Annotated in this window: 17 protein-coding genes and 1 pseudogene; 13 read left to right on the top strand and 5 right to left on the bottom strand. The window is 53.3% G+C overall.

What is annotated here, in order from left to right:
- The first annotated feature begins 3 nt into the window (after positions 1–3).
- The 3 genes from dnaN to gyrB all read left to right on the top strand — a co-directional run bounded on the left by dnaN (position 4) and on the right by gyrB (position 4,768).
- Complete coding sequence (gene dnaN / locus NA389_RS20770) at positions 4–1,104, top strand: DNA polymerase III subunit beta (RefSeq protein WP_000673474.1); 1,101 nt, start codon at positions 4–6, stop codon at positions 1,102–1,104.
- 147 nt (positions 1,105–1,251) lie between these two features.
- Positions 1,252–2,325: a DNA replication/repair protein RecF gene (gene recF / locus NA389_RS20765; protein ID WP_000060081.1), complete on the top strand. Its 1,074-nt coding sequence runs from the start codon at positions 1,252–1,254 to the stop codon at positions 2,323–2,325.
- A gap of 28 nt (positions 2,326–2,353) precedes the next feature.
- Positions 2,354–4,768: a DNA topoisomerase (ATP-hydrolyzing) subunit B gene (gyrB, locus tag NA389_RS20760; protein ID WP_000072047.1), complete on the top strand. Its 2,415-nt coding sequence runs from the start codon at positions 2,354–2,356 to the stop codon at positions 4,766–4,768.
- A gap of 18 nt (positions 4,769–4,786) precedes the next feature.
- Here the strand turns inward: gyrB and NA389_RS20755 are convergent, their stop codons facing one another.
- The 3 genes from NA389_RS20755 to NA389_RS20745 all read right to left on the bottom strand — a co-directional run bounded on the left by NA389_RS20755 (position 4,787) and on the right by NA389_RS20745 (position 8,267).
- The gene (locus tag NA389_RS20755; protein ID WP_001054603.1) at positions 4,787–5,683 is read right to left on the bottom strand and encodes a LysR family transcriptional regulator; all 897 of its coding nucleotides are present in this window, start codon (positions 5,681–5,683) and stop codon (positions 4,787–4,789) included.
- 114 nt (positions 5,684–5,797) lie between these two features.
- Positions 5,798–6,991: a mandelate racemase/muconate lactonizing enzyme family protein gene (locus NA389_RS20750; RefSeq protein ID WP_000975837.1), complete on the bottom strand. Its 1,194-nt coding sequence runs from the start codon at positions 6,989–6,991 to the stop codon at positions 5,798–5,800.
- Positions 6,992–7,004: 13 nt separating this feature from the next.
- Positions 7,005–8,267, bottom strand: coding sequence for an MFS transporter (locus tag NA389_RS20745; RefSeq protein WP_000061255.1), 1,263 nt, complete (start codon positions 8,265–8,267; stop codon positions 7,005–7,007).
- 305 nt (positions 8,268–8,572) lie between these two features.
- On the opposite strand from NA389_RS20745, the gene yidA reads away from it, so the two are divergent.
- The 4 genes from yidA (at position 8,573) to NA389_RS20725 (ending at position 12,869) form a co-directional block, all read left to right on the top strand.
- Complete coding sequence (gene yidA, locus NA389_RS20740; RefSeq protein ID WP_000985571.1) at positions 8,573–9,385, top strand: sugar-phosphatase; 813 nt, start codon at positions 8,573–8,575, stop codon at positions 9,383–9,385.
- 201 nt (positions 9,386–9,586) lie between these two features.
- Complete coding sequence (locus NA389_RS20735; RefSeq protein ID WP_000747395.1) at positions 9,587–10,609, top strand: hypothetical protein; 1,023 nt, start codon at positions 9,587–9,589, stop codon at positions 10,607–10,609.
- Positions 10,606–11,745 carry a BamA/TamA family outer membrane protein gene (locus NA389_RS20730; protein ID WP_001078029.1) on the top strand — a complete coding sequence of 380 codons (1,140 nt, stop codon included), beginning with the start codon at positions 10,606–10,608 and terminating at the stop codon, positions 11,743–11,745. Before NA389_RS20735 ends, NA389_RS20730 begins: the two co-directional genes overlap by 4 nt.
- Positions 11,742–12,869, top strand: coding sequence for a DUF4056 domain-containing protein (locus NA389_RS20725; RefSeq protein WP_001258176.1), 1,128 nt, complete (start codon positions 11,742–11,744; stop codon positions 12,867–12,869). The genes NA389_RS20730 and NA389_RS20725 overlap by 4 nt, the downstream gene beginning before the upstream one ends.
- A gap of 104 nt (positions 12,870–12,973) precedes the next feature.
- Here NA389_RS20725 and torS read toward each other — a convergent pair whose 3' ends face one another.
- A complete protein-coding gene (gene torS / locus NA389_RS20720) occupies positions 12,974–15,709 on the bottom strand; it encodes a TMAO reductase system sensor histidine kinase/response regulator TorS (RefSeq protein WP_000106951.1) in 2,736 nt (911 codons plus the stop codon).
- A gap of 79 nt (positions 15,710–15,788) precedes the next feature.
- Between torS and torT the strand changes: the two genes are divergently transcribed.
- Positions 15,789–16,829: a TMAO reductase system periplasmic protein TorT gene (gene torT / locus NA389_RS20715; protein WP_001202031.1), complete on the top strand. Its 1,041-nt coding sequence runs from the start codon at positions 15,789–15,791 to the stop codon at positions 16,827–16,829.
- Here torT and torR read toward each other — a convergent pair.
- Positions 16,802–17,494, bottom strand: a complete 693-nt coding sequence (gene torR / locus NA389_RS20710; protein WP_001562512.1) for a two-component system response regulator TorR — start codon at positions 17,492–17,494, stop codon at positions 16,802–16,804. The two genes, torT and torR, sit on opposite strands and share 28 nt — an antisense overlap.
- Before the next feature lie 129 nt (positions 17,495–17,623).
- Between torR and torC the strand changes: the two genes are divergently transcribed.
- From torC to NA389_RS20685, 5 genes and pseudogenes are all read left to right on the top strand, one after another.
- The gene (gene torC, locus NA389_RS20705) at positions 17,624–18,808 is read left to right on the top strand and encodes a pentaheme c-type cytochrome TorC (RefSeq protein ID WP_001230254.1); all 1,185 of its coding nucleotides are present in this window, start codon (positions 17,624–17,626) and stop codon (positions 18,806–18,808) included.
- Positions 18,798–21,350 carry a trimethylamine-N-oxide reductase TorA gene (torA, locus tag NA389_RS20700; protein WP_000790676.1) on the top strand — a complete coding sequence of 851 codons (2,553 nt, stop codon included), beginning with the start codon at positions 18,798–18,800 and terminating at the stop codon, positions 21,348–21,350. The genes torC and torA overlap by 11 nt, the downstream gene beginning before the upstream one ends.
- Positions 21,343–21,975, top strand: coding sequence for a molecular chaperone TorD (torD, locus tag NA389_RS20695; protein WP_000595421.1), 633 nt, complete (start codon positions 21,343–21,345; stop codon positions 21,973–21,975). The genes torA and torD overlap by 8 nt, the downstream gene beginning before the upstream one ends.
- Before the next feature lie 189 nt (positions 21,976–22,164).
- Positions 22,165–23,565 (top strand): cytochrome-c peroxidase, encoded by a 1,401-nt coding sequence (locus NA389_RS20690; protein ID WP_000724469.1) that lies wholly within the window; start codon positions 22,165–22,167, stop codon positions 23,563–23,565.
- Positions 23,566–23,570: 5 nt separating this feature from the next.
- Positions 23,571–23,647 (top strand): annotated as a pseudogene (locus tag NA389_RS20685) (cytochrome c biogenesis heme-transporting ATPase CcmA); the annotation flags it as partial.

Here is a 23,647-nt window from a genome sequence, read left to right as displayed (position 1 = left end):
CCTATGAAATTTACCGTTGAACGTGAACATTTATTAAAACCGCTTCAGCAGGTCAGCGGCCCGCTGGGCGGTCGTCCTACGCTGCCGATTCTCGGTAACCTGCTCCTCCAGGTAGCGGACGGTACGCTTTCTCTGACCGGCACCGATCTTGAAATGGAGATGGTCGCGCGCGTTACGCTTTCTCAGCCGCATGAGCCGGGTGCTACTACCGTGCCGGCGCGGAAATTCTTTGATATCTGCCGCGGCCTGCCGGAGGGCGCGGAGATTGCCGTTCAGTTGGAAGGCGATCGGATGCTGGTGCGTTCTGGCCGTAGCCGCTTCTCGCTGTCTACGCTGCCTGCCGCCGATTTCCCGAATCTTGACGACTGGCAAAGCGAAGTTGAATTTACGCTGCCGCAGGCCACGATGAAGCGCCTGATTGAAGCGACCCAGTTTTCGATGGCTCATCAGGATGTGCGCTACTACTTAAACGGTATGCTGTTTGAAACGGAAGGCAGCGAACTGCGCACTGTTGCGACTGACGGCCACCGTCTGGCGGTGTGCTCAATGCCGCTGGAGGCGTCTTTACCCAGCCACTCGGTGATTGTGCCGCGTAAAGGCGTGATTGAACTGATGCGTATGCTTGACGGTGGCGAAAACCCGTTGCGCGTGCAGATCGGCAGTAATAATATCCGCGCGCACGTCGGCGACTTTATCTTTACCTCGAAGCTGGTGGATGGTCGCTTCCCGGATTACCGTCGCGTTCTGCCGAAGAATCCGGATAAACATCTGGAAGCGGGCTGCGATATCCTCAAGCAGGCGTTTGCCCGCGCGGCAATCCTCTCGAATGAGAAATTCCGCGGCGTGCGTCTGTATGTCAGTGAGAATCAGCTCAAAATCACCGCCAATAACCCGGAACAGGAAGAAGCGGAAGAGATTCTGGACGTGAGCTACGGCGGGACGGAGATGGAAATCGGCTTTAACGTCAGTTACGTGCTGGACGTGCTCAATGCGCTGAAGTGCGAAACCGTGCGCATTATGCTGACGGATTCCGTATCCAGCGTACAGATTGAGGATGCGGCGTCACAGTCGGCTGCCTATGTTGTTATGCCAATGAGGCTGTAGAATCTGAAAAGGGGCTGGTTTACTTGCCATTTCGCCTCCCGGCAGTGCTCGAAATGCTCACGTACTTCGTGTACGCTCCGCTTTCTGCGCGCTGGCGGTAGACGAACTGGCTGCGACACACACGCCCCTGGACGAATGTACTAATATATGTCACTGACGCGCCTTTTAATCAAAGACTTCCGCAACATAGAAAATGCGGATCTCGCTTTATCCCCCGGCTTTAACTTCCTGGTTGGCGCCAACGGTAGCGGCAAAACCAGCGTGCTGGAAGCTATCTATACGCTTGGCCACGGTCGGGCGTTTCGCAGTTTGCAGCCTGGCCGCGTGATTCGTCATGAGCAGGAAGCGTTTGTTCTCCACGGGCGATTACAGGGCGAAGAGCGTGAGACGTCGATTGGCTTAACCAAAGATAAGCAGGGCGACAGCAAAGTCCGTATCGACGGTACCGACGGTCACAAGATCGCGGAGCTGGCGCATTTAATGCCGATGCAGTTGATTACGCCGGAGGGGTTTACTTTACTCAACGGCGGCCCCAAATACAGAAGAGCGTTCCTTGACTGGGGATGCTTTCACAACGAAGCCGGATTCTTCACCGCCTGGAGTAACCTGAAACGATTGCTGAAACAGCGTAATGCTGCGCTGCGCCAGGTGAGTCGTTATGAGCAATTGCGCCCGTGGGATAAAGAGCTGATCCCGTTGGCGGAACAAATTAGTACCTGGCGGGCGGAGTACAGTAGCGCTATCGCACAGGACATGGCGGATACCTGTCAGCAGTTTTTACCTGAATTTTCCCTGACGTTCTCTTTCCAGCGCGGCTGGGAGAAAGAGACAGACTATGCGGACGTGCTGGAGCGAAGCTTTGAGCGTGACCGTATGTTGACCTACACCGCGCACGGGCCGCATAAAGCGGACTTTCGCATTCGCGCTGACGGCGCGCCGGTGGAAGATACCCTGTCGCGCGGGCAGCTAAAGTTATTGATGTGCGCCTTACGTCTGGCGCAGGGCGAGTTCCTCACCCGCGAAAGCGGGCGGCGCTGCCTGTACCTGATAGATGATTTTGCCTCTGAACTTGACGATGCGCGTCGCGGACTGCTGGCCAGCCGCTTAAAAGCCACGCAATCGCAGGTCTTTGTCAGCGCAATTAGCGCTGAACACGTTATAGACATGTCGGATGAAAATTCGAAGATGTTTACCGTGGAAAAGGGTAAAATAACGGATTAACCCAAGATTAAATGAGCGAGAAACGTTGATGTCGAATTCTTATGACTCCTCCAGTATCAAAGTCCTGAAAGGGCTGGATGCGGTGCGTAAGCGCCCGGGTATGTATATCGGCGACACGGATGACGGCACCGGTCTGCACCACATGGTATTCGAGGTGGTAGATAACGCTATCGACGAAGCGCTCGCAGGTCACTGTAAAGATATCGTCGTGACTATTCACGCCGATAACTCCGTGTCCGTAACGGATGATGGCCGTGGCATTCCGACCGGGATTCACCCGGAAGAAGGCGTCTCGGCGGCGGAAGTGATCATGACCGTTCTGCACGCGGGCGGTAAATTTGACGATAACTCCTATAAAGTCTCCGGTGGTCTGCACGGCGTGGGCGTCTCGGTAGTCAACGCTCTGTCGCAAAAACTGGAACTGGTTATCCAGCGAGATGGCAAAATTCACCGTCAGATCTACGAGCACGGCGTGCCGCAGGCACCCCTGGCCGTCACTGGCGATACCGATAAAACCGGTACGATGGTACGTTTCTGGCCGAGCCACGAAACCTTCACCAACGTCACTGAATTTGAATATGAGATCCTGGCGAAACGCCTGCGTGAACTGTCATTCCTGAACTCAGGCGTCTCCATCCGCCTGCGCGACAAGCGCGATGGCAAAGAAGATCATTTCCACTACGAAGGCGGCATCAAGGCGTTTGTTGAATATCTCAACAAGAATAAAACGCCGATCCACCCGAATATCTTCTACTTCTCCACCGAAAAAGACGGTATCGGCGTGGAAGTAGCGCTGCAGTGGAACGATGGTTTCCAGGAAAACATCTACTGCTTTACCAACAACATTCCGCAGCGCGACGGCGGTACTCACCTGGCAGGCTTCCGTGCGGCGATGACCCGCACGCTGAACGCCTACATGGACAAAGAAGGCTACAGCAAAAAAGCCAAAGTCAGCGCCACCGGCGACGATGCCCGTGAAGGTCTGATTGCGGTGGTTTCCGTGAAGGTGCCGGACCCGAAATTCTCCTCGCAGACCAAAGATAAGCTGGTCTCTTCCGAGGTGAAATCGGCGGTAGAACAGCAGATGAACGAATTGCTGAGCGAATACCTGCTGGAAAACCCATCTGACGCGAAAATTGTCGTCGGCAAAATTATCGACGCCGCGCGTGCGCGTGAAGCGGCGCGTCGCGCCCGTGAAATGACCCGTCGTAAAGGCGCGCTGGACTTAGCGGGCCTGCCGGGCAAACTGGCTGACTGCCAGGAACGCGACCCGGCGCTGTCCGAACTGTACCTGGTGGAAGGGGACTCCGCGGGCGGCTCTGCGAAGCAGGGGCGTAACCGCAAGAACCAGGCGATTCTGCCGCTGAAGGGTAAAATCCTTAACGTCGAGAAAGCGCGCTTCGACAAGATGCTCTCCTCTCAGGAAGTGGCGACGCTGATTACCGCGCTGGGCTGCGGTATCGGTCGTGACGAGTACAACCCGGACAAGCTGCGCTATCACAGCATCATCATCATGACCGATGCGGACGTCGACGGCTCGCACATCCGTACGCTGCTGTTGACCTTCTTCTATCGTCAGATGCCGGAAATCGTTGAACGCGGCCACGTCTACATTGCGCAGCCGCCGCTGTACAAAGTGAAGAAAGGCAAGCAGGAACAGTACATTAAAGACGACGAAGCGATGGATCAGTACCAGATTTCCATCGCGCTTGACGGTGCGACTCTGCACGCGAACGCTCATGCGCCGGCGCTATCCGGCGAAGCGTTAGAAAAACTGGTCTCTGAATATAACGCCACGCAGAAAATGATTGGTCGTATGGAGCGTCGCTTCCCGAAAGCGCTGCTCAAAGAGCTGGTATATCAGCCAACTCTGACCGAAGCCGATCTTTCTGATGAGCAGACTGTAACGCGCTGGGTGAATGCGCTGATTACCGAGCTGAACGAGAAAGAGCAGCACGGCAGTCAGTGGAAGTTCGATGTTCATACTAATACGGAACAGAATCTGTTCGAGCCTATCGTTCGCGTGCGTACGCATGGCGTGGATACCGATTATCCGTTGGATCACGAGTTTGTGACCGGCGCGGAATATCGTCGTATCTGCACGCTGGGCGAGAAGCTGCGCGGTCTGATTGAAGAGGATGCGTTTATTGAACGCGGCGAGCGTCGCCAGCCGGTAACCAGCTTCGAGCAGGCGCTGGAGTGGCTGGTGAAAGAATCACGTCGCGGTCTGGCTATCCAGCGTTATAAAGGTCTGGGTGAAATGAACCCGGATCAGCTGTGGGAAACCACCATGGACCCGGAAAGCCGCCGTATGCTGCGCGTGACCGTCAAAGATGCGATTGCTGCCGACCAGCTGTTCACCACGCTGATGGGTGATGCCGTTGAGCCGCGTCGTGCCTTTATCGAAGAGAACGCCCTGAAAGCGGCGAATATCGATATTTAACCTGCCTTAATCCCCGGCCTACCGCTGGTTGGCCGGGGCATCATGATGTTCATCGACATAGCTAAATAAAAAATCTCTAAAGCGCTGTGTGGCGGGCGTTTGTGCGCGCCACGCATGGAAATAAAGGTTCATATTGCGCCGCAGCGGAGGCGTGAGCGAACAGGTCGCTAATTGGTAGCTTTTGGCGTAATGGCGGGAAAAGGTTCCGGCGATCACCACGCCTTCACACTGCGCCGCCAGCGACATGGCGGTCGCCATATGTTCCACCGTCATTTTGGGCTTAATGCGCACGCCAGCGGTCGCGGAGATCATCGGAACGGATTCGTTGCCAACGGCGATCAGCTCTTCGCTTTGAATCTCTTCCCAGCGAACCGTTTTTTTATGCAGCCGATAGTCCGGATGGCAGTACAGGGCGATTTCCGTTGTGAACAGCGTTTGTTTGTCGATTTCCGGTTCCAGCGGCCGCTCCGGGCCGATACCAAAATCGGCTTCTCCCAACATAATGCTTTTTTGTAATTGCGACATGGGCTTATCAATAAGCTGTACGTGGGTATGCGGATGCTGCCGCTTAAAGGCATGGATGATTTGCGGTAGAAAAGCACAGGCGATCAGCGGCGCGCCGGCCACCCGTACCAGGGATTTTTTGATCTCTTTCAGGTCGCGGGCATAATTTTCGGCCCGTTGAAACTCTTCAACCACCCGCATAGCGGAGGGCAAAAATTTTTCTCCGTCGGGCGACAGCTTCACCACGCGCGAAGTGCGGTCGAAAAGGGAAACCTCCATCTGGCTTTCCATTTCGTTGATTAAACCGCTAACAGCTCCCTGCGTGATGCACAGATATTTGCTGGCGGCGGTAAAACTACGCAAATCCGCGACGGCCAGAAACGCGCGAAATTGCCGGATAGTTAAATTCATTTGCCACCTGTGTTACCCCTTTACAGAGAGGATTTTATCTCAGGCTGGATAAGGTCGTGTTGATACGACTCGCAAATACAGGGGGTCTGCCTGCGGCGCAGGCAGACAGTTGGCTTATTTTACGGTGATGGTTGGTGATTTTTTCATGGTTTCCTCGGTCAGCTCCTGGCCGATACCAGGAAGCTCCGGGACTTCGTACATGCCGTTCTTGGGTAGATAGTTGTATTTACAGGTCTGTGTATTCGGTTCCAGCAGCGCATACCGGTGCAGTTCGTGGATGACGAAGTTGGGGATTGCGGTTTCCATATGCAGCGCCACCGCCGTGGAAATCGGCCCGCCGCAAACGTGGATTTGCACCGTTTTGTCGTAAACGTGCGCCATATCGCAGATTTTCTTCACTTCGGTGATGCCGCCGCAGGTGCAGATATCGGGCTGAATAACGCTCAGGCTGCCGTTTTCCAGGAAAGGACGGTATCCCCAGCGCCAGTAAATGCGTTCGCCAGCCGCCAGTGGAATATTAACTTTATCAGCCACTTGTTTCATTTGTCCGGGGTTTAATGGCATGACTGGTTCTTCGTAGTAGAAAATACCCAGTTCTTCTATCATGCGACCAAACTGAATTGCGGATGTAGTATCCGTAAAGGCGTGCATTTCGGCGATGATATCCACGTCCGGGCCGACCGCATCACGAATGGCGGCCATACGGTCGTAGCCCAGACGCAGGATTTTATCGGTGAGAGGCCCGTTGAGGTTTTGCTGGTTCCAGTTGCCGTGGCGATCCATTGCGACGGTATCCACTTTTATTGCGTCATAGCCTTCGCTGACGGCGGTCAGCGCCGCCTGTGCATACTGCTCCGGCTCGGTCAGCATATCTTTATCGCTGCCGTCCCCCCAACCAAACTGTAGCTGACTGGCGTAGGTTCTGATTTTCTCGCGGCTTTTGCCGCCAAGCATTTTATACAGCGGTACGCCCCACGCTTTGCCTTTGATATCCCACAGCGCGATATCGATGCCGCTCATCGCCGCGGAAAAGATGCCGCCGCCGCCCTGCCCCCAGAAGGTTTTTTTGAGCATCTTTTCCCAGATAGCTTCGTTATTCATCGGGTCCATGCCGATGATAATGGCGGCTAAATCTTTTGCCATGCCGATGCCCGCAGAGGCGCCGACGCCGTAAGCCAGCCCGACTTCGCCAAAACCGGAAATGCCTTCGTCGGTATTAATTTTTACCACCACCGGACGCCATTTGCTGGTGGCGGACGCAAAATCGTTCGCCACATCAATAATATCAACGCTGGTAATTTTCATCATTTACTCCTCGTAATTAATATTTTTTAATCGTTAAGATTAATGCCGATACCACGGCGATAGCGCTGATAAAAACCAGGCATAGTAAGCCGCCGGTATAAGTTCCAGTGATAGAAATAAATAAGCCGATAAATACGGGAGATAATGAAGAGAGTCCATTGGCGACGCCGTTCATTACGCCGCTGGCGGCGGAAATAGATTTTCCGGGTATCATTCCCTGTAATAACGTCCAGGCAACGGGCGTACCCATCGTACAGAAAGCAACAGCAAAGGAGAGGAGTACCGCTGACATATATTTATGTTCGGTTATGGTACCGAAATAGATACTGACGCCAGCGAAAAACATTAATACCATTAATATGGGGGCGCTGCGTCCTATTTTATCGACGAAGATCCCCGCAGCGGCTTTAGAAAATATTGACAGGACAAAGGGAAGCGACGCCAGCCAGCCCATTTCCGCCCAGCTAAATCCCCTGGCTGATTTAAGATAGGTCGGCAGCCAGGTAATCATCCCCCAGTACAGGCATTGCAGGCACAGGTACCACAGCACCAGCAACCAGTAGCAATAGTTGGTGATCACCGGTTTGACCCGCAACATAAAACTTTCGCTGTTGCCTGCGCTTTCCGTTTCCTGCCCGGCTTTGATATAAGCCAGTTCCTGCTCGCTGATACTTTTATGTTGTTCTGGTTTATCAGCAACATATCGCCAGAGTAGCCAGAGTGGGATTAACCCAAGAGCGGCGCATAAAAAGAAGTTGGAGCGCCAGCCGTGGGTGCCTATCCACCAGGTGAAAAAAGGCATCGCAATGGCGGGTGCCACCGACTGGCCGACGATCCACGCCGCGTTTGCTCTGCCGCGCTCCTGCTTCGGGAACCAGTTTTTAATAAATACGCTTTGCAGTGGATAATAAAATCCCTCTCCGATGCCCAGTAATATACGGCAAATAATAATTAGAGCGAATGATGTGGCGACTCCGCCAATCATTAAAGCGATAGTCCAGATCAGAATACAAAGCATCATTGCTTTTCTGGGGCCGAGATAATCGCCAAGCGGTGATAATACAACGTTAGCGATACCATAAGCGGCCAGAAAGACGGTCATCATCATGCCGATTTGCAAGGGCATACCTTCAATACCCATATAGGCTAAGAAGGGTTCATTCGCGGCTAATACCGAAACATTAACGCGATCGAGATAAGCAATAAATATTCCAATAAACAGACAGGCAACGATTAAAAATCTTTTCCTGGTTGGGGGGGCGGTAAGGGCCATCGACATTAGCGATCTCCTTCTCATCGGATAAGGTTATTTTAAAATATAAGTTTTTGTTGATTTTTACTGATTAAGAGCCAATCCCATTAGGCTCTAAGTGATGATGTCCAAAGTAGCAATACACATTCTTTTAGAAAAACGGTATTTTCTGTTTGATTAATGAGGTTATCTAATACATCAGGATGGGAGAATACGGCCTGAAAAGGGGAATCCCGTTTGTGAATCTTATCCCCCTTTCTCTTGGATTCTTTACTGTTTTTTGAGCGGAATCGCGTTAGCATGAGTCAGGACTCATTTAATGCGGGGATTTCATGGCTATCAAACTTATTGCTATCGACATGGATGGCACCCTTCTGCTGCCCGATCACACCATTTCTCCGGCGGTTAAAAACGCGATTGCCGCTGCGCGTGAAAAAGGGGTAAACGTGGTGCTGACCACAGGCCGTCCGTATGCGGGTGTGCACAGTTACCTGAAAGAACTTCACATGGAACAGCCCGGTGATTATTGCATCACCTATAACGGGGCGCTGGTGCAGAAAGCAGGGGATGGCAGTACGGTTGCGCAAACGGCGCTCAGCTATGATGACTACCGTTACCTGGAAAAACTGTCCCGTGAGGTGGGTTCTCACTTCCACGCATTAGACCGAAATACGCTTTATACCGCTAACCGCGATATCAGCTACTACACGGTGCATGAGTCGTATGTGGCGACCATTCCGCTGGTATTTTGTGAAGCGGAGAAGATGGACCCGAACACCCAGTTCCTGAAAGTTATGATGATCGATGAGCCTGCCGTTCTCGACCGGGCGATTGCGCGTATACCGGCAGAGGTGAAGGAAAAGTACACCGTGCTGAAAAGTGCGCCGTATTTCCTTGAAATCCTCGATAAACGGGTTAATAAAGGCACTGGCGTAAAATCACTGGCCGAGGCGCTGGGTATTAAGCCAGAGGAGGTGATGGCGATTGGCGATCAGGAAAACGACATTGCGATGATCGAATACGCCGGTATGGGCGTGGCAATGGACAACGCCATTCCGTCGGTCAAAGAGGTGGCTAACTTTGTGACTAAATCGAACCTTGAAGATGGTGTTGCCTGGGCGATTGAACAACATGTTCTGTCCTGATTCACTCCGGCCCGATCGCCGTCGGGCCGATAGTTCCACCCATGAAGCTAATGTGTTGCAACAAAGACGTTGTAGAAAATAGTTTTTTATTTCAAAAGATTAATTCGCACAGAAATCCCGCCCACCAGGCGACGATTACTATATTCTCCTTCCTCCTTTCGATCCGGCGGCGCTTCTCGCCAGAATAAACGCTTCATCATTATGAAAAAACGCTCCCTTTTGCTGTTGGCGCTGCCCGCTATGGCTTTTTCTACCTGGGCGGCTACCAGCCCCCCGGCGAACCTGTCGCTTGTTTATAGCTATCAGGATGACGTCCCATCTGCTGCCACACCGCCAGTCGCGACAACGCCGGTGGCAAAGCCTGCCAGTACATCAGTGTTGCCTTTTCTGGGTGATGAAGCCCGAAAGCGTGGCTATGAGCTTCCCGAGCCATTTGGCCTCAATATTAACTACATGAATATTGGGCAGAATATTAACGTTGATAGCATCAACTTTAATGGCCTGGCTTTAGGTCCCAACGGGGGAATTCCATTAGATAACGTATTTAAAATTAACGTCGGTCATACCCGTGAAAAGAGCAAGACCGAAACGGTCAAGCTGGATGCCTGGCTGCTGCCATTTATGAATGTGTACGGCCTGGTGGGCTATACCGATGGTCATTCCGTTTCGCAAATTGGTGTTGGGTTGATGACGAAAAATGGCCACGTTTTTCATCCCGCCGATCTGCAAAACCTCAAATTTAAACTCGACTTTAAAGGCACTACCTATGGCATCGGCACCACGCTGGTCGGCGGCGTAGGTAACTGGTTTACCGCTGTTGATGCTAACTACACCCAGACACAGTTCGATATTCTTGATGGCAGCATCGACGCCTTTACCGTCTCACCTCGCGTTGGTTACCGTTTTACCACCCCGGGTATAGATAAGATGCATCTGCCGTCGGGCAAGCTAAACGTCTGGGTCGGCAGCATGTATCAGGATGTGCAGCAGGAGTTTAAAGGCAGCCTCGACGACCTGACCATGCCGTCAGCGACGCTACAAAGGCTGGTGAGTATGGCTAACTATAACAATAACGGCCGCTTTGACGTCAAACAGCATCTACAATCACCGTGGAACATGCTGCTGGGCGCTCAGTATGAAATAACCCGCCATTTCAACGTTACCACCGAGTTTGGCTTTGCCGAGCGCAATAGCTTCTTTGTGGCCGGTGAGTACCGCTTTTGAATCGCTGTCATTACCGACTGTTGCTTTGCGTCGTCGGTGTGCTGTCCGGCGTGGCGCAGGCGGCGCTGCCCAGCCGCAGCCAGGTGGACGGCTGGCTACAACAAATGGGGGATAGCGATACTTACGATGCCGCCAAAGGCGTCAACTGGGGAGTAATGCCCGGGCCATTTTATACCCCTGAACTGGGGCTGGGCATCGGCACCGCCATCGTCGGTATGTATCGCCCCGATCCTGCCGATAAGGTTAGCCAGGTATCCACGCTGTCGCTGAGCAGCTATTTCAGCTCCACAGGCGCTTTTGGCGTAAGCCTGCAAAATTACGCTTTTTTCGCGCAAGATCGCTGGCGTTTCTTCCTCACTGGCGCATTGAGCGACACGCCCACTTACTATTGGGGACAGGGTTTTGCCGCTGGTGATAAAGACAGCCATAAGCAGGCCTATACTGCGCAGGTGCTGGATCTGCAACCCATGCTGTATCGTCGGCTTGTTAACAATATCTATCTTGGCGTTGGCTGGACGCTGGATGTACAGCACGCCGCGCAAATTGATGAGACCGATCCGCCCAAAATTCAAAGTACAGCGCAGGGCTGTTCTTCACTGAGTAACGGCGGTAGCGTTGAGATTAGCTGGGATGATCGTGATTTTATACCTAACCCACGCAAAGGGCAGTATGCCACCCTTCGCTATACCCACTTCGCACCGGACGTCGGTAGCGATACGCGGTTTGATGAATACCAACTGCACTATAGTCGTTACCATGCCGTCAATGATAAAGACGTGCTGGCCTGGGAAGCTGACGGTGCCTTTACCCAGGGCGACGTGCCGTGGAATATGCTGCCGCTGCTGGGCAGTAACCATCGTATGCGCGGCTATTATGAAGGGCGCTATCGCGATAAAAATGCTATCAGCGGTCAGCTGGAATATCGCCATAAGCTGAGCTGGCGGCATGGCGTTGTCGGTTGGGTGGGCGCGGGCACCATGGGATCGTCTTTGCACCATCTGGATGACGGGCGATGGCTGCCTTCTGCGGGCGTGGGCTATCGCTTTGAGTTCAAGCCGCGCGTCAACGTGCGGCTGGATTACGGCGTGGGCAAAGCTAGCAGCGGTTTTTATTTTCAGGTAGGAGAAGCATTTTGAGGTCCGTCGTTCGGGTTATCTTTCTGGCGCTGCTGTTTCTGGCGGGGAGCGCCCGCGCCGCCTTACCACTGACGCTCTATCTGTCCACTCACCCAACGCCTGCTGCCAGTGAAGCCTGGCCGACGATGCCGCCGCAGCCGCTGCCAAAGGGGTTGCGGCCGTGTTGTGCTTTTGGTTACGACCTGCATGCCGAGCTGCTGGGACTGCCGGTTCCGTTCTATCAGTTAAATAACGTCGTGACGGTGGACTCGCTGGGGCATCATCAGTACAACGACCATCTGTACTCGGGCGTGGCAAACCTGATTGGCCTTAGCGGTGAGAATAACGGTATTGTGTATACCTTGCGTGGCGGATTCATCGACACCGCACATGTGCGGGATACCGCTGATATGACAGTGTATATCTTCAGCCAACTACTACCAAAGCTGGGGCAGGCTTTTACGCTGAATCTGGGCGAGGAGCTGGCCGAACGGCGTCTGGTTTTTACTGCTTTTACCCCTCCGGTCGATGCACGCGAGCGTTACACGCTGGCCGCCTGGCTGTCGGCGCATCTGGCGTTCCAGGTGGCGGAGTGGCACGAAATCGCCCAATGGTACGGTTTCGAGTCTGTTCGCGGATTTTCTGAGGGAGTATCGGCCTTTTCGCCGGAAGATCTCTATTCTAACCTCGCGGGTGCCCGTCTGGCGGCGTCTTTAATTGTCGGCGGCCAGACGAAAACGCAAGAGATGTACAACACGGCGATGGAAACCGCGCTGCGGCAAGCGCTGACGCAGCTGGCAGCGCAGCCGGCGCAGATCACCCGTTTTCAGTTTGATATGCTTGATGGCCGTTGGTGGAACAGCCAGCGGCGGGTACCGGAAAAATATCTGGTGCTGCATCGTAATTATCAGATGGGCGATGACCGCCTGCCGACCGCTATTCCTGGCGAGATAATGCCGCTATTGCCGCTGAGCTTGCCCCATTGCTGGCGCGGTATCCAGCTTAGCACGCTGGCGCAACTACAATTGTGGCCCAGCGAGGATATGGCGCAGCTACCGCCTCCCGCGCACTATTACAGCGAAAAAGATTTTGCCGCCCTGGCGGAGCAGGCACGGCTACAGGACGAAAAAACACAGAATCATTAAACAGGCAGTAGCCGTAGGCTATTTCCCTCTTATACCCTCGGCGTACTGTTTTATGTCCTGATCACTGGCGATGTGAAACGCGTCGTTTGGCGAGCCGGAAGCTATTATGGCGAAGGATGATCGGCTATCCATGCGTCGAGCGCCGTCACTCCCTGCGTCACGATAGTTTTAATATCTATATCGCTAAGCGGTTGCAATTCCAGCTCCCGACAGGCTTCGGTTGCCTGCGTCATCCCCAGGCTGGCGCAGCCGCTTTTTAATTTATGCGCCAGCCGCTTAATGTTAACGTCGTCATTCATGGCGCGCGCCGCCTCGATCTCCTCGACTAAAGGCAGCGCGCTGTCTTTGAATAAGGCGACCCATTGCCGGAGCTTTTCCGGGCCGACAGACGCCATATCGCCGGCAAGCTGATGTTCATTCAGCATCGCCCGCGCGTTGTGAGATTTGCCCTGTAAATAGTGCGCTATCATACGGTAAAGCTCCTCGCGGGGAACGGGCTTTTGAATAATCCCGCAGAAAAGACCGGCGGTACGCTGACGAAGATTATCGTCTATCACATGCGCGCTAAAACCAATGCGTTTCACGGCGGGATACTGACTCATCAACTGCTGCGCCAGGGTTAAGCCGTCATAATCCGGTAAATCAAAATCCACCAGCGCCACATCAAAGGACTCGCCTTCAGCTAAAGAGCGTAGCGCGTCATTCGCGCTTTCAGCTACTGAGACCTTCACCCCTTTACCCGTGAGCATTTCAGCGGTAATACGCTGCGTCAGCATATTATCTTCAATCAGCAACAGGCGTAGTCCGTTAAGATTTATCGGTTCCCTGAACGCATTTTTGCTTGCGGGTTTGGGGTGGCGAACCGGCAGTTGTAAGCGAAAACAACTGCCAACATGAAGCGTACTGGTGACGGTTAGCGTCCCGCCCATCGCCTCTGCCAGGCTGGCGCTGATAGCCAGCCCCAGGCCCGTCCCGCCCCGGCGTCCTGTCGCCTGCACAAACGGTTTGAAAATAGCCGTCAGCTTCGCTTCAGGAATACCGCATCCGGTATCTTCAACCTCAATAAACCAGCTCTGATCGTCGCAAAACGTGCGTAGCACTATGCTGCCGCGATCGGTAAATTTCGCCGCATTACTTAAAAGATTAATCACAATTTGACGTATCCGGCGTGGATCGCCTTGTAGCGTGGAGGGGAGTTGCTCGCTAAAGTCGGCGATGAGCGCCACCTGCACGCGGCTGTGCATTAAATGCAGCGCGCTATTCAACAATTGTCGCGGTTCAAACGGTTCCTCGCTAATAGAAACGTTGGTGCCGCCTACTTCAATCGCCGAGTAATCAAGAATATCGTTAAGAATCGCCAGTAGCGATTCGCCTGAATCATTAATGGCCTGTAAATCGTCGTGGTAGTTTGCCATGAGCGGTTTATCGGCCAGCAATTGTACCGTACCGAGAATGCCGTAAAGCGGCGTGCGAATTTCATGGCTCATGGCGGCAAGGAACGTCGATTTCGCCTCGTTGGCCTTTTCCGCTTCGGCGCGCGCCTGCCGGTGTTCCAGCACCAGCGCATGAAGCTCCGCCGTTTGCGAACGCACCTGTTCCGCCAAATCCTCACGATGGCGGTTTAATTTGCGCACGTTGGCGCGAAACGCTTCCATCAGACGGCTGATGGTATCCAGTTCGCTGACGCCAGCCGCCTCCGGAAACGGTGAGTCAATATCGCCCTCCAGTAGCCGCTGTAAGGCCTGCGTTTGTTGCGCCAGCGGGCGGGATACGGAACGGTAAACCACTCGCCAAAGAATAAAACTTAATGAGCACAGCGCCAGGATACCTAAGATCACTAACCCTATTTGCCCACGCTGACTGGCGTGTGTAAGGCGCACTAACCCTGCCTCGTTTCGTTTTTCGATGGCGTTCACCAACTGTGACACTTCCGTACTGAAGCGGGTAAACTGAAAGAGGTTATTGGCCATAAGCGTTTGAAGCTGGTCGCGGATGGCGTTTTCCTTACGAAACAGGGTAACCAGTGTGGTGTACTGATTTATTTTCTCCAGCGCGTCGGCGATTTGGGCGCGAACGGTAGGATCTTCTATACGCTGCTGGCGGCGGGATAAAATTTTAACCAACTGATTAAGTTTTTCATCGGTGTCCTCGGCATCGCTCAGCCCTTGCGCGTCTTTTAAGGTCACAATGAGCTGCTTAAACCGCAGGGCATTGACCCGCAGCTCATTCATCTGATTCACATACTCAAGGTCGATATCAATCAGTCGGTCAAGCGCGCGTTCAGCCTGATCCCCTTTACCGCTTTCGATAAGATCGTAAATACCGGCCTGGGTGGCGCCCGCAGATGTCGCGGCATTATTGGCCTGACCGTGAGCCTGGGCGGCAATGCTTTCCGCCGCCTCCGCAATCTGGCGGCTTAACTGCTGTTGCTGTGCGCGCAGCGTGAGAATTTCACCGACCAGCGTTCCCTGCTGCCCAAGCGTTTGCGCAATCTCTTTTTCTTGCCGGGCGATGGCCGAGGTATTAAATCCCTGCTCGCTTAATGCCTGCAAAAGATGGTTAATTTTAAGGCTTTGCGCTTTCAGCATCTTCCCCTGCGCCAGCCAAACGCCCTCACTGTCGGCATTGGTCAGATTTTGCGCGGAAAAGAGCTCGTAAGCGCTGGCTTCGCTTAACTGCCTGGCCATATTCATCGTGGGGAGCAGCGCTTGCGTATTGGTTTGCTCCACCTGACTAATGACGCGCAGGCTTATCCAGCCGATCACGGTGCTGAGCAGGGTGAGTGCCGCCATCAGGGCGAAGGCCAGCCATAATCTGCGGGTCAGTGAAGGCGTTGACATTTATGCGCCGCGGGTGAAATGGGTTGAGTTGCCGCCGGAAAAACCATTAGGATAAAACCTTGTTGCTGGTGGGGCTATCATGCGCGCGCTTATTTCGTTCTTTTTTTTGATAATCATCGTCTCGAATGTAGAAACGGCGTTAGCCGAAACCGGGCTGCTACACTGGACGCGCGCCGATCGGGCGATTCCCTGGCGGCAAACGTCAGTCAATGCGAGTAAACCCTGGAAACTGTGCGCATTATACCCCAGCCTGAAAGATTCTTACTGGTTGTCCGTCAACTACGGGATGCAAAAAGCGGCCAAATTGTATGGCGTTGATTTAAAAGTGCTGGAAGCGAATGGCTATCGGCAACTGGCGACGCAACAACAGCAAATGATGCAGTGCCGGGAGTGGGGTGCCGACGCTATTCTGCTTGGCAGCAGTACCGATCGTTTCCCGGAGCTGGAACGGTATGCCGGTAATGTGCCGGTTATTGAACTGGTGAACATGATTCACGATGCCAGCGTCGCAACCCGCGTTGGTCTGCCGTGGTTTCAGATGGGGTATCTGCCGGGACGTTTCCTGGTGCAGTGGAGCAAAGGAAAAGCGCTTAACGTTTTACTCTTCCCGGGGCCGGAAGAAGCCGGCGGCAGTCAGGAGATGGTGGCGGGTTTTCGTCAGGCAATTAAAGGCAGCGCCATCAACATTGTGGATATCGCCTGGGGCGATAACGACATTGAAGTGCAGCGAAACTTACTCCAGGAAATGCTGGAGCGTCATCCGGACGCCAATGTGGTCGCCGGGTCGGCGATAGCGGCGGAGGCGGCGATGGGCGAAGGGCGAAATTTGACGACTCCGCTCACGATCGTCTCATTTTATCTGACGCATCAGGTTTATCGCGGTTTAAAACGCGGCCATATCCTGATGGCGCTCAGCGATCAGATGGCCTGGCAGGGAGAATTAGCGATAACGCAGTCGATTAAGGTCTTACAGGGGCAACCGGTGCCTGAAAATATCAGCCCGCCGGTGCTTATTTTGACGCATAACAACGCCGACAGCGCGCGCGTTCGCCGTTCGCTATCGCCTCCGGGATTTCGGCCCGTCTATCTGTATCAATACACCTCCGAGGCTAAAAAGTAGCCTTCGCCATGCTGTGTGACCAGCAGTTCCGGTGTAATTTTATGACGTAAGCGGCGAACCAGGACATCAATCGTGCGGAGATCCGGGGTCTCTACGCGGCGGGCGGAAAGCATTCGCAGCAGGCGTTCACGATGCAGCACTTTGCCTGGGTTGGTCACAAAGGCCAGCAGTAACTCGTACTCCGCGCGCGTAAGCTTAATGGCTTCACCGTTGTGCTCCAGCGTGTGATTCATCACGTTCAGGCAGTAACCGGAAAACATATAGCAGTTTTCACTGGCATTTTGCGGCGTGGGGCGGGCCAGATCGATGCGCCACAAAAGATTTTTCACCCGTACTACCAGCTCGCGCAGTTCCAGCGGCTTGGTGACGTAGTCGTCCGCGCCCATCTCCAGTCCGACGATGCGGTCTATTTGGTCGCAACGCCCCGTCACCAGAATAATGCCCACCGTGGAACGTTCGCGTAGCGCCCTGGTCAGCATCAACCCGTTTTCATCGGGGAGGTTGATATCCAGCAGGATCAGCGAAACGTGCTCATGCTCCATGATGTCGCGCAGGCCCGCGCCGCTGTCGGTCACCGAAACGCGATATCCCTCCTGCTCAAAATAGGCCTGTAATCTGGCCTGAGTAACAGGTTCATCCTCAACAATAACAATGTGATGTGACATCCTGCGCGCGGTCTCTTTCTGTTCATATCTGTTCATATATTGCCGTATCCCGTTCATCCTGACCAGTGACGCTGTTCATATTTGCGGAATAAGATCTGCGCATTAAACCATATAATTACAGGGGCTATTATGCGAAAACTCTGGAGAGCGCTACTCAGGCCAAGCGCCCGTTGGTCGATACTGGCGCTGGTCATTGTCGGGATTGTGATCGGTGTTGCGCTGATCGTGTTACCTCACGTCGGTATCAAACTGACCAGTACGACAGAGTTTTGCGTCAGCTGCCATAGTATGCAGCCGGTGTATCAGGAATATAAACAGTCCGTACATTTCCAGAACGCTTCCGGCGTACGCGCGGAATGCCACGATTGCCATATCCCCCCTGATATTCCAGGCATGGTGAAACGTAAGCTGGAAGCCAGCAACGATCTTTACCAGACATTTATCGCCCACTCGATTGATACCCCGGAAAAATTTGAAGCCAAACGCGCCGAGCTTGCCGAGCGTGAATGGGCGCGCATGAAAGAGAACAACTCCGCGACCTGTCGTTCCTGCCATAACTACGATGCGATGGATCACGCGAAACAGAACCCGGAAGCGGCGCGGCAAATGAAAATCGCCGCGAAAGAAAATCAGTCCTGCATCGACTGCCATAAAGGGATTGCCCACCAGCTACCGGATATGAGCAGCGGTTTCCGCAAACAGTTTGATGAACTGCGCGCCAGCGCCAGTACGCATAATGACGGCGATACGCTCTATTCGCTGGATATCAAGCCGATTTACGCCGCTAAAGGCGATAAAGAACCGGCAGGTTCGCTGTTACCTGCTTCTGAAGTGAAAGTCCTTAAACGGGACGGTGACTGGCTGCAAGTGCAAATCGAAGGCTGGACGGAGACGGACGGTCGCCAGCGCGTGCTGACGCAGTTGCCCGGTAAACGTATTTTTGTCGCCTCGATTCGTGGCGATGTGCAACAGCATGTGAAAACGCTGGAAGAGACCACCGTCGCGGCGACCAATACTCAGTGGAGCAAATTACAGGCAACCGCGTGGATGCAAAAAGGCGACATGGTAAATGACATTAAACCGATTTGGGCCTATGCCGACTCCCTCTATAACGGCACCTGTAATCAGTGTCACGGCGCGCCGGACAAAGCGCACTTTGACGCTAACGGCTGGATCGGCACGCTCAACGGCATGATCGGTTTCACCAGTCTGGATAAGCGTGAAGAACGTACCTTGTTGAAATATCTCCAGATGAATGCGTCTGATACCACCAACACGCCGCACAGCGATAAGGGAGAACACAATGAAAAATAAGGACTCGTTACACGTCTCTCGTCGACGTTTTCTGGCGCAGCTTGGCGGTTTGACGGTGGCAGGAATGCTGGGGCCGTCACTGCTGACGCCCCGTAGCGCCCGCGCAGCGGATGCCGTTGCGCCAGGCGCCGCGACGAAAGAGGGTATCCTTACTGGTTCTCACTGGGGGGCGATTCGCGCCACGGTGGTTGAGGGTCGATTTGTGGCGGCAAAACCGTTTGAACAGGATAAATACCCGTCCAAAATGATCGCCGGCCTGCCCGATCACGTCCACAACGCGGCGCGTATCCGTTATCCGATGGTGCGTGTCGACTGGATGCGCAAAGGTCATCAAAGCGACACCTCGCAGCGCGGCGATAATCGTTTTGTGCGCGTCTCCTGGGATGAAGCGCTGGATCTGTTCTATCAGGAACTGGAGCGGGTGCAAAAAAACTACGGGCCGAGCGCGTTACTGACGGCGAGCGGCTGGCAATCTACCGGCATGTTCCATAACGCCTCCGGGATGCTGGCGCGCGCGATTGCGCTACATGGCAATAGCGTTAGCACGGGAGGGGACTATTCGACCGGCGCGGCGCAGGTGATTCTGCCGCGCGTGGTGGGTTCAATGGAAGTGTACGAGCAGCAAACGTCATGGCCTCTGGTTTTACAGAACAGTAAAACGATTGTGCTATGGGGTTCTGATATGGTGAAAAACCAGCAGGCAAACTGGTGGTGCCCGGATCACGATGTCTATCAGTACTATGAACAATTAAAAGAGAAGGTTGCCAGTGGTGCTATCTCGGTCATCAGCATCGACCCGGTTGTTACCTCCACGCACGATTATCTGGGGCGCGATAAGGTCAAACATATCGCCATTAACCCGCAGACGGATGTCCCGTTACAACTGGCGCTGGCGCATACCCTGTACAGCGAGAAACTGTACGATAAAAATTTCCTCGATAACTACTGCGTCGGTTTTGACCAGTTCCTCCCCTATTTGCTGGGCGAGAAAGATGGACAGCCCAAAGATGCCGCCTGGGCGGAAAAACTGTGCGGTATTGACGCCGACACCATCCGCGCGTTGGCGCGGCAGATGGCGGGCGACAGAACGCAAATCATCGCTGGCTGGTGCGTACAACGTATGCAGCATGGCGAACAGTGGTCATGGATGGTCGTCGTGCTGGCGGCAATGCTGGGACAGATTGGTTTACCGGGCGGCGGCTTTGGTTTTGGCTGGCACTACAACGGCGCCGGGACGCCTGGCCGTAAAGGGATCATTTTAAGCGGCTTTTCCGGTTCGACGACCGTTCCGCCAGTACACGACAGCACGGATTACAAAGGCTACAGCAGCACCATTCCTATTGCACGTTTTATGGATGCCATTCTTGAACCGGGCAAGGTCATTAACTGGAACGGCAAATCGGTTAAATTACCGCCGCTGAAGATGTGCGTGTTCGCCGGGACCAACCCGTTCCACCGACACCAACAAATTAACCGCATAATTGAAGGCTGGCGCAAGCTGGAAACGGTCATCGCTATTGATAACCAGTGGACGTCGACCTGCCGTTTTGCGGATATCGTTTTGCCGGCTACCACCCAATTTGAGCGTAACGACCTCGATCAGTTCGGCAACCACTCTAACCGCGGCATTATCGCCATGAAACAGGTGGTGTCGCCGCAGTTTGAAGCGCGTAACGACTTTGATATTTTCCGCGATCTCTGCCGACGCTTTAACCGTGAAGCGGCATTCACGGAAGGTCTTGATGAAATGGGCTGGCTGAAACGCATCTGGCAGGAAGGGAGCCAGCAGGGAAAAGGTCGCGGTATCCACTTACCGACTTTCGAGGTGTTCTGGAATCAACAGGAGTACATCGAGTTTGATCATCCGCAGATGTTTGTGCGCCATCAGGCTTTCCGTGAAGATCCGGACCTGGAGCCGTTGGGCACGCCAAGCGGTTTGATCGAGATTTACTCCAAAACGATCGCCGACATGCAATACGACGATTGTCAGGGCCATCCCATGTGGTTCGAAAAAATCGAACGCTCGCATGGCGGGCCGGGATCGCAGCGCTGGCCGCTGCACTTACAATCCGTCCACCCTGATTTCCGTCTGCATTCCCAACTGTGCGAGTCGGAAGCGCTGCGTCAGCAATATGCCGTTGGCGGCAAGGAGCCGGTCTTTATTAACCCACAGGATGCCAGCGCGCGCGGGATCCGCAACGGTGACATCGTGCGGGTATTCAATGCACGCGGGCAGGTACTGGCGGGGGCGGTAGTTTCCGATCGCTATGCGCCGGGCGTGGCGCGAATTCATGAAGGCGCCTGGTACGATCCTGATAAAGGCGGCGACATCAATGCGTTGTGTAAGTACGGCAACCCTAACGTATTAACGCTGGATATCGGTACATCACAGCTCGCGCAGGCGACCAGCGCGCATACGACGCTGGTGGAAATTGAAAAATATACCGGCCCTATTAATAACGTCACGGCGTTTAACGGTCCGGTCGAGATGGTCGCGCAGTGTGAATATGTACCCGCATCGCAGGGGAATCCGCATGATTAAGCAGCCAGCGCTTGCTCAGGAACAGTACGCCTGCGTATATGCATGGCTGGCGTTACTCTTTTTCCGGGAAGTGGATGATGAAGGGTTAATACAATTACAGTCCGCGGAGATCGCGGACTGGCTGGCGCTGTTAAAGCGTCAGCCTGCGCTGGCGGCGTCGGTGGCGTTACTCGAACAAAAAATTGCCGCGCTTAGCCTGCGCCAGGATGCGCAGCTGGAGCTGGCCGCAGATTTTTGCGGATTGTTCCTGATGACGGATAAAAAATCGGCGTTGCCCTACGCCTCGCAATACCCGCAGCAGGAACCCGGCATGATTAAACATTTATTGCTTGAAGCCGGGATGGAAGTCAACGACGATTTTAAAGAGCCGACCGACCACCTGGCGATTTATCTGGAATTACTCAGCCATTTACATTTTTCATTGGGTGAATCGTTCCAACAACGGAGAATGAATAAATTACGCCAGAAAACATTGTCGTCATTACTGGAATGGCTTCCGGAATTTACAAATAATTGCCTTAAGCATGATCCATATGGCTTTTATGCTGCGTTAAGTCAATTATTGTTGGCTATCGTTCGTTTTGATGACGGAAAAGAGGATTTATCCATTGTTGCGGCTGAATAAACCCTGTGACGGGCATCGCAAAATAAATATTACGATAGTCGGGGGTTATCATATCTATAGGTTTAGCCAATTGTAATTATTGATACCAATCAATATCCATGATGGGTTTGTATTTAGTATTGACGGGCCTCATGAGTAAAAAAATAAAATTTAATTAATCATGCCGCAATACCCCATAAGGATAGTGATATGAAAAAAATTACCCTCTATGCGACAACGGTTATCACCGTTGGGCTGTTATGTTATTTAGGTTTGTCCGGGTATGTATGGTATTACGACAAACAGCGCAGTAAAAAAAGCGATGTGCAGGCCTCGGTTGTGGGTGAAAATAATAAAATACTGGGTTATTTCAGGGAGAAAGGATGTGATTATTGTCATACGCCTTCCGCTGAATTACCTTTTTATTCCTCTTTTCCGGTGGCAAAGCAGCTAATGGATTACGATATCCAGCTCGGCTACAAATCGTTTAACCTGGAGGCGGTACGGGCCGCCCTGATTGCGGATACGCCGGTGCCGCAAAGCGAACTGAATAAAATTGAATGGGTTATGCAACATCAGACTATGCCGCCAACCCGCTATGTCGCGCTGCACTGGGCGGGGGGCGTCAGCGATAAAGAGCGTACTGACATCCTGAACTGGATAGCCGATCAACGTGAACGCAACTATGCCAGCGCCGATACCGACGCCGCGCACCGGAATGAACCCGTTCAGCCTATTCCGCGCAATATTCCCGTCGATGCGAAAAAAGTCGACTTAGGTTTCCGTCTTTATCATGATGAACGTTTATCCGGCGACAGCACAATATCCTGTGCGCATTGTCACGCGTTAAATGCGGGCGGTGTCGATGGCAGAAAAACCTCAATTGGCGTTGGCGGTGCGGTAGGACCAATAAATGCGCCGACGGTATTCAACTCCGTATTTAATATCGAACAATTTTGGGATGGTCGTGCTGCAACTCTGCAGGAGCAAGCAGGCGGACCGCCGTTAAATCCTATTGAAATGGCTTCTAAATCCTGGGATGAAATTATTAGCAAGCTTGATAAAGATCCTGTCCTGAAAAAAGATTTCCAGGCGGTTTATCCGCAAGGATTTACCGGGGAAAATATTACTGATGCGATCGCCGAATTCGAAAAAACGTTGATAACGCCGGATTCCGCCTTTGATAAATGGCTACGTGGAGATGAAAATGCGCTGACCGCGCAACAGAAACACGGTTATCAATTATTTAAAGAGAATAAATGTGCAACCTGTCACGGCGGTATCATTTTAGGCGGGCGCTCTTTTGAACCATTGGGATTAAAGCGAGACTTTAATTTTGGCGAAATTACCGCAGCGGATATTGGTCGTATGAACGTCACCAAAGAGGTTCGCGATAAATTACGGCAAAAAGTCCCGGGCTTACGCAACGTCGCGTTAACGGCACCTTATTTCCATCGGGGCGACGTACCGACGCTGGATGGCGCGGTAAAACTGATGCTGCGTTACCAGGTTGGCACCGATCTGCCGCAAAACGATATTGACGATATCGTCGCCTTCCTGGAAAGCCTGACCGGTGTTTATACGCCATATCAACCTGAATATGCGCAATGACAATGATGCTTGAAGCCAGAGATCTGTACTGCGAGCGGGACGAGAGGACGCTGTTTCGCGGGCTGTCGTTCACCGTGGACGC

This window comes from Salmonella sp. NW645, from assembly GCF_051703725.1.
GTDB classification, from domain to species: domain Bacteria; phylum Pseudomonadota; class Gammaproteobacteria; order Enterobacterales; family Enterobacteriaceae; genus Salmonella; species Salmonella enterica.
The sequence above is the reverse complement of the archived record's forward strand: the minus strand, read 5'-3'. Positions and strand labels throughout refer to the sequence as shown.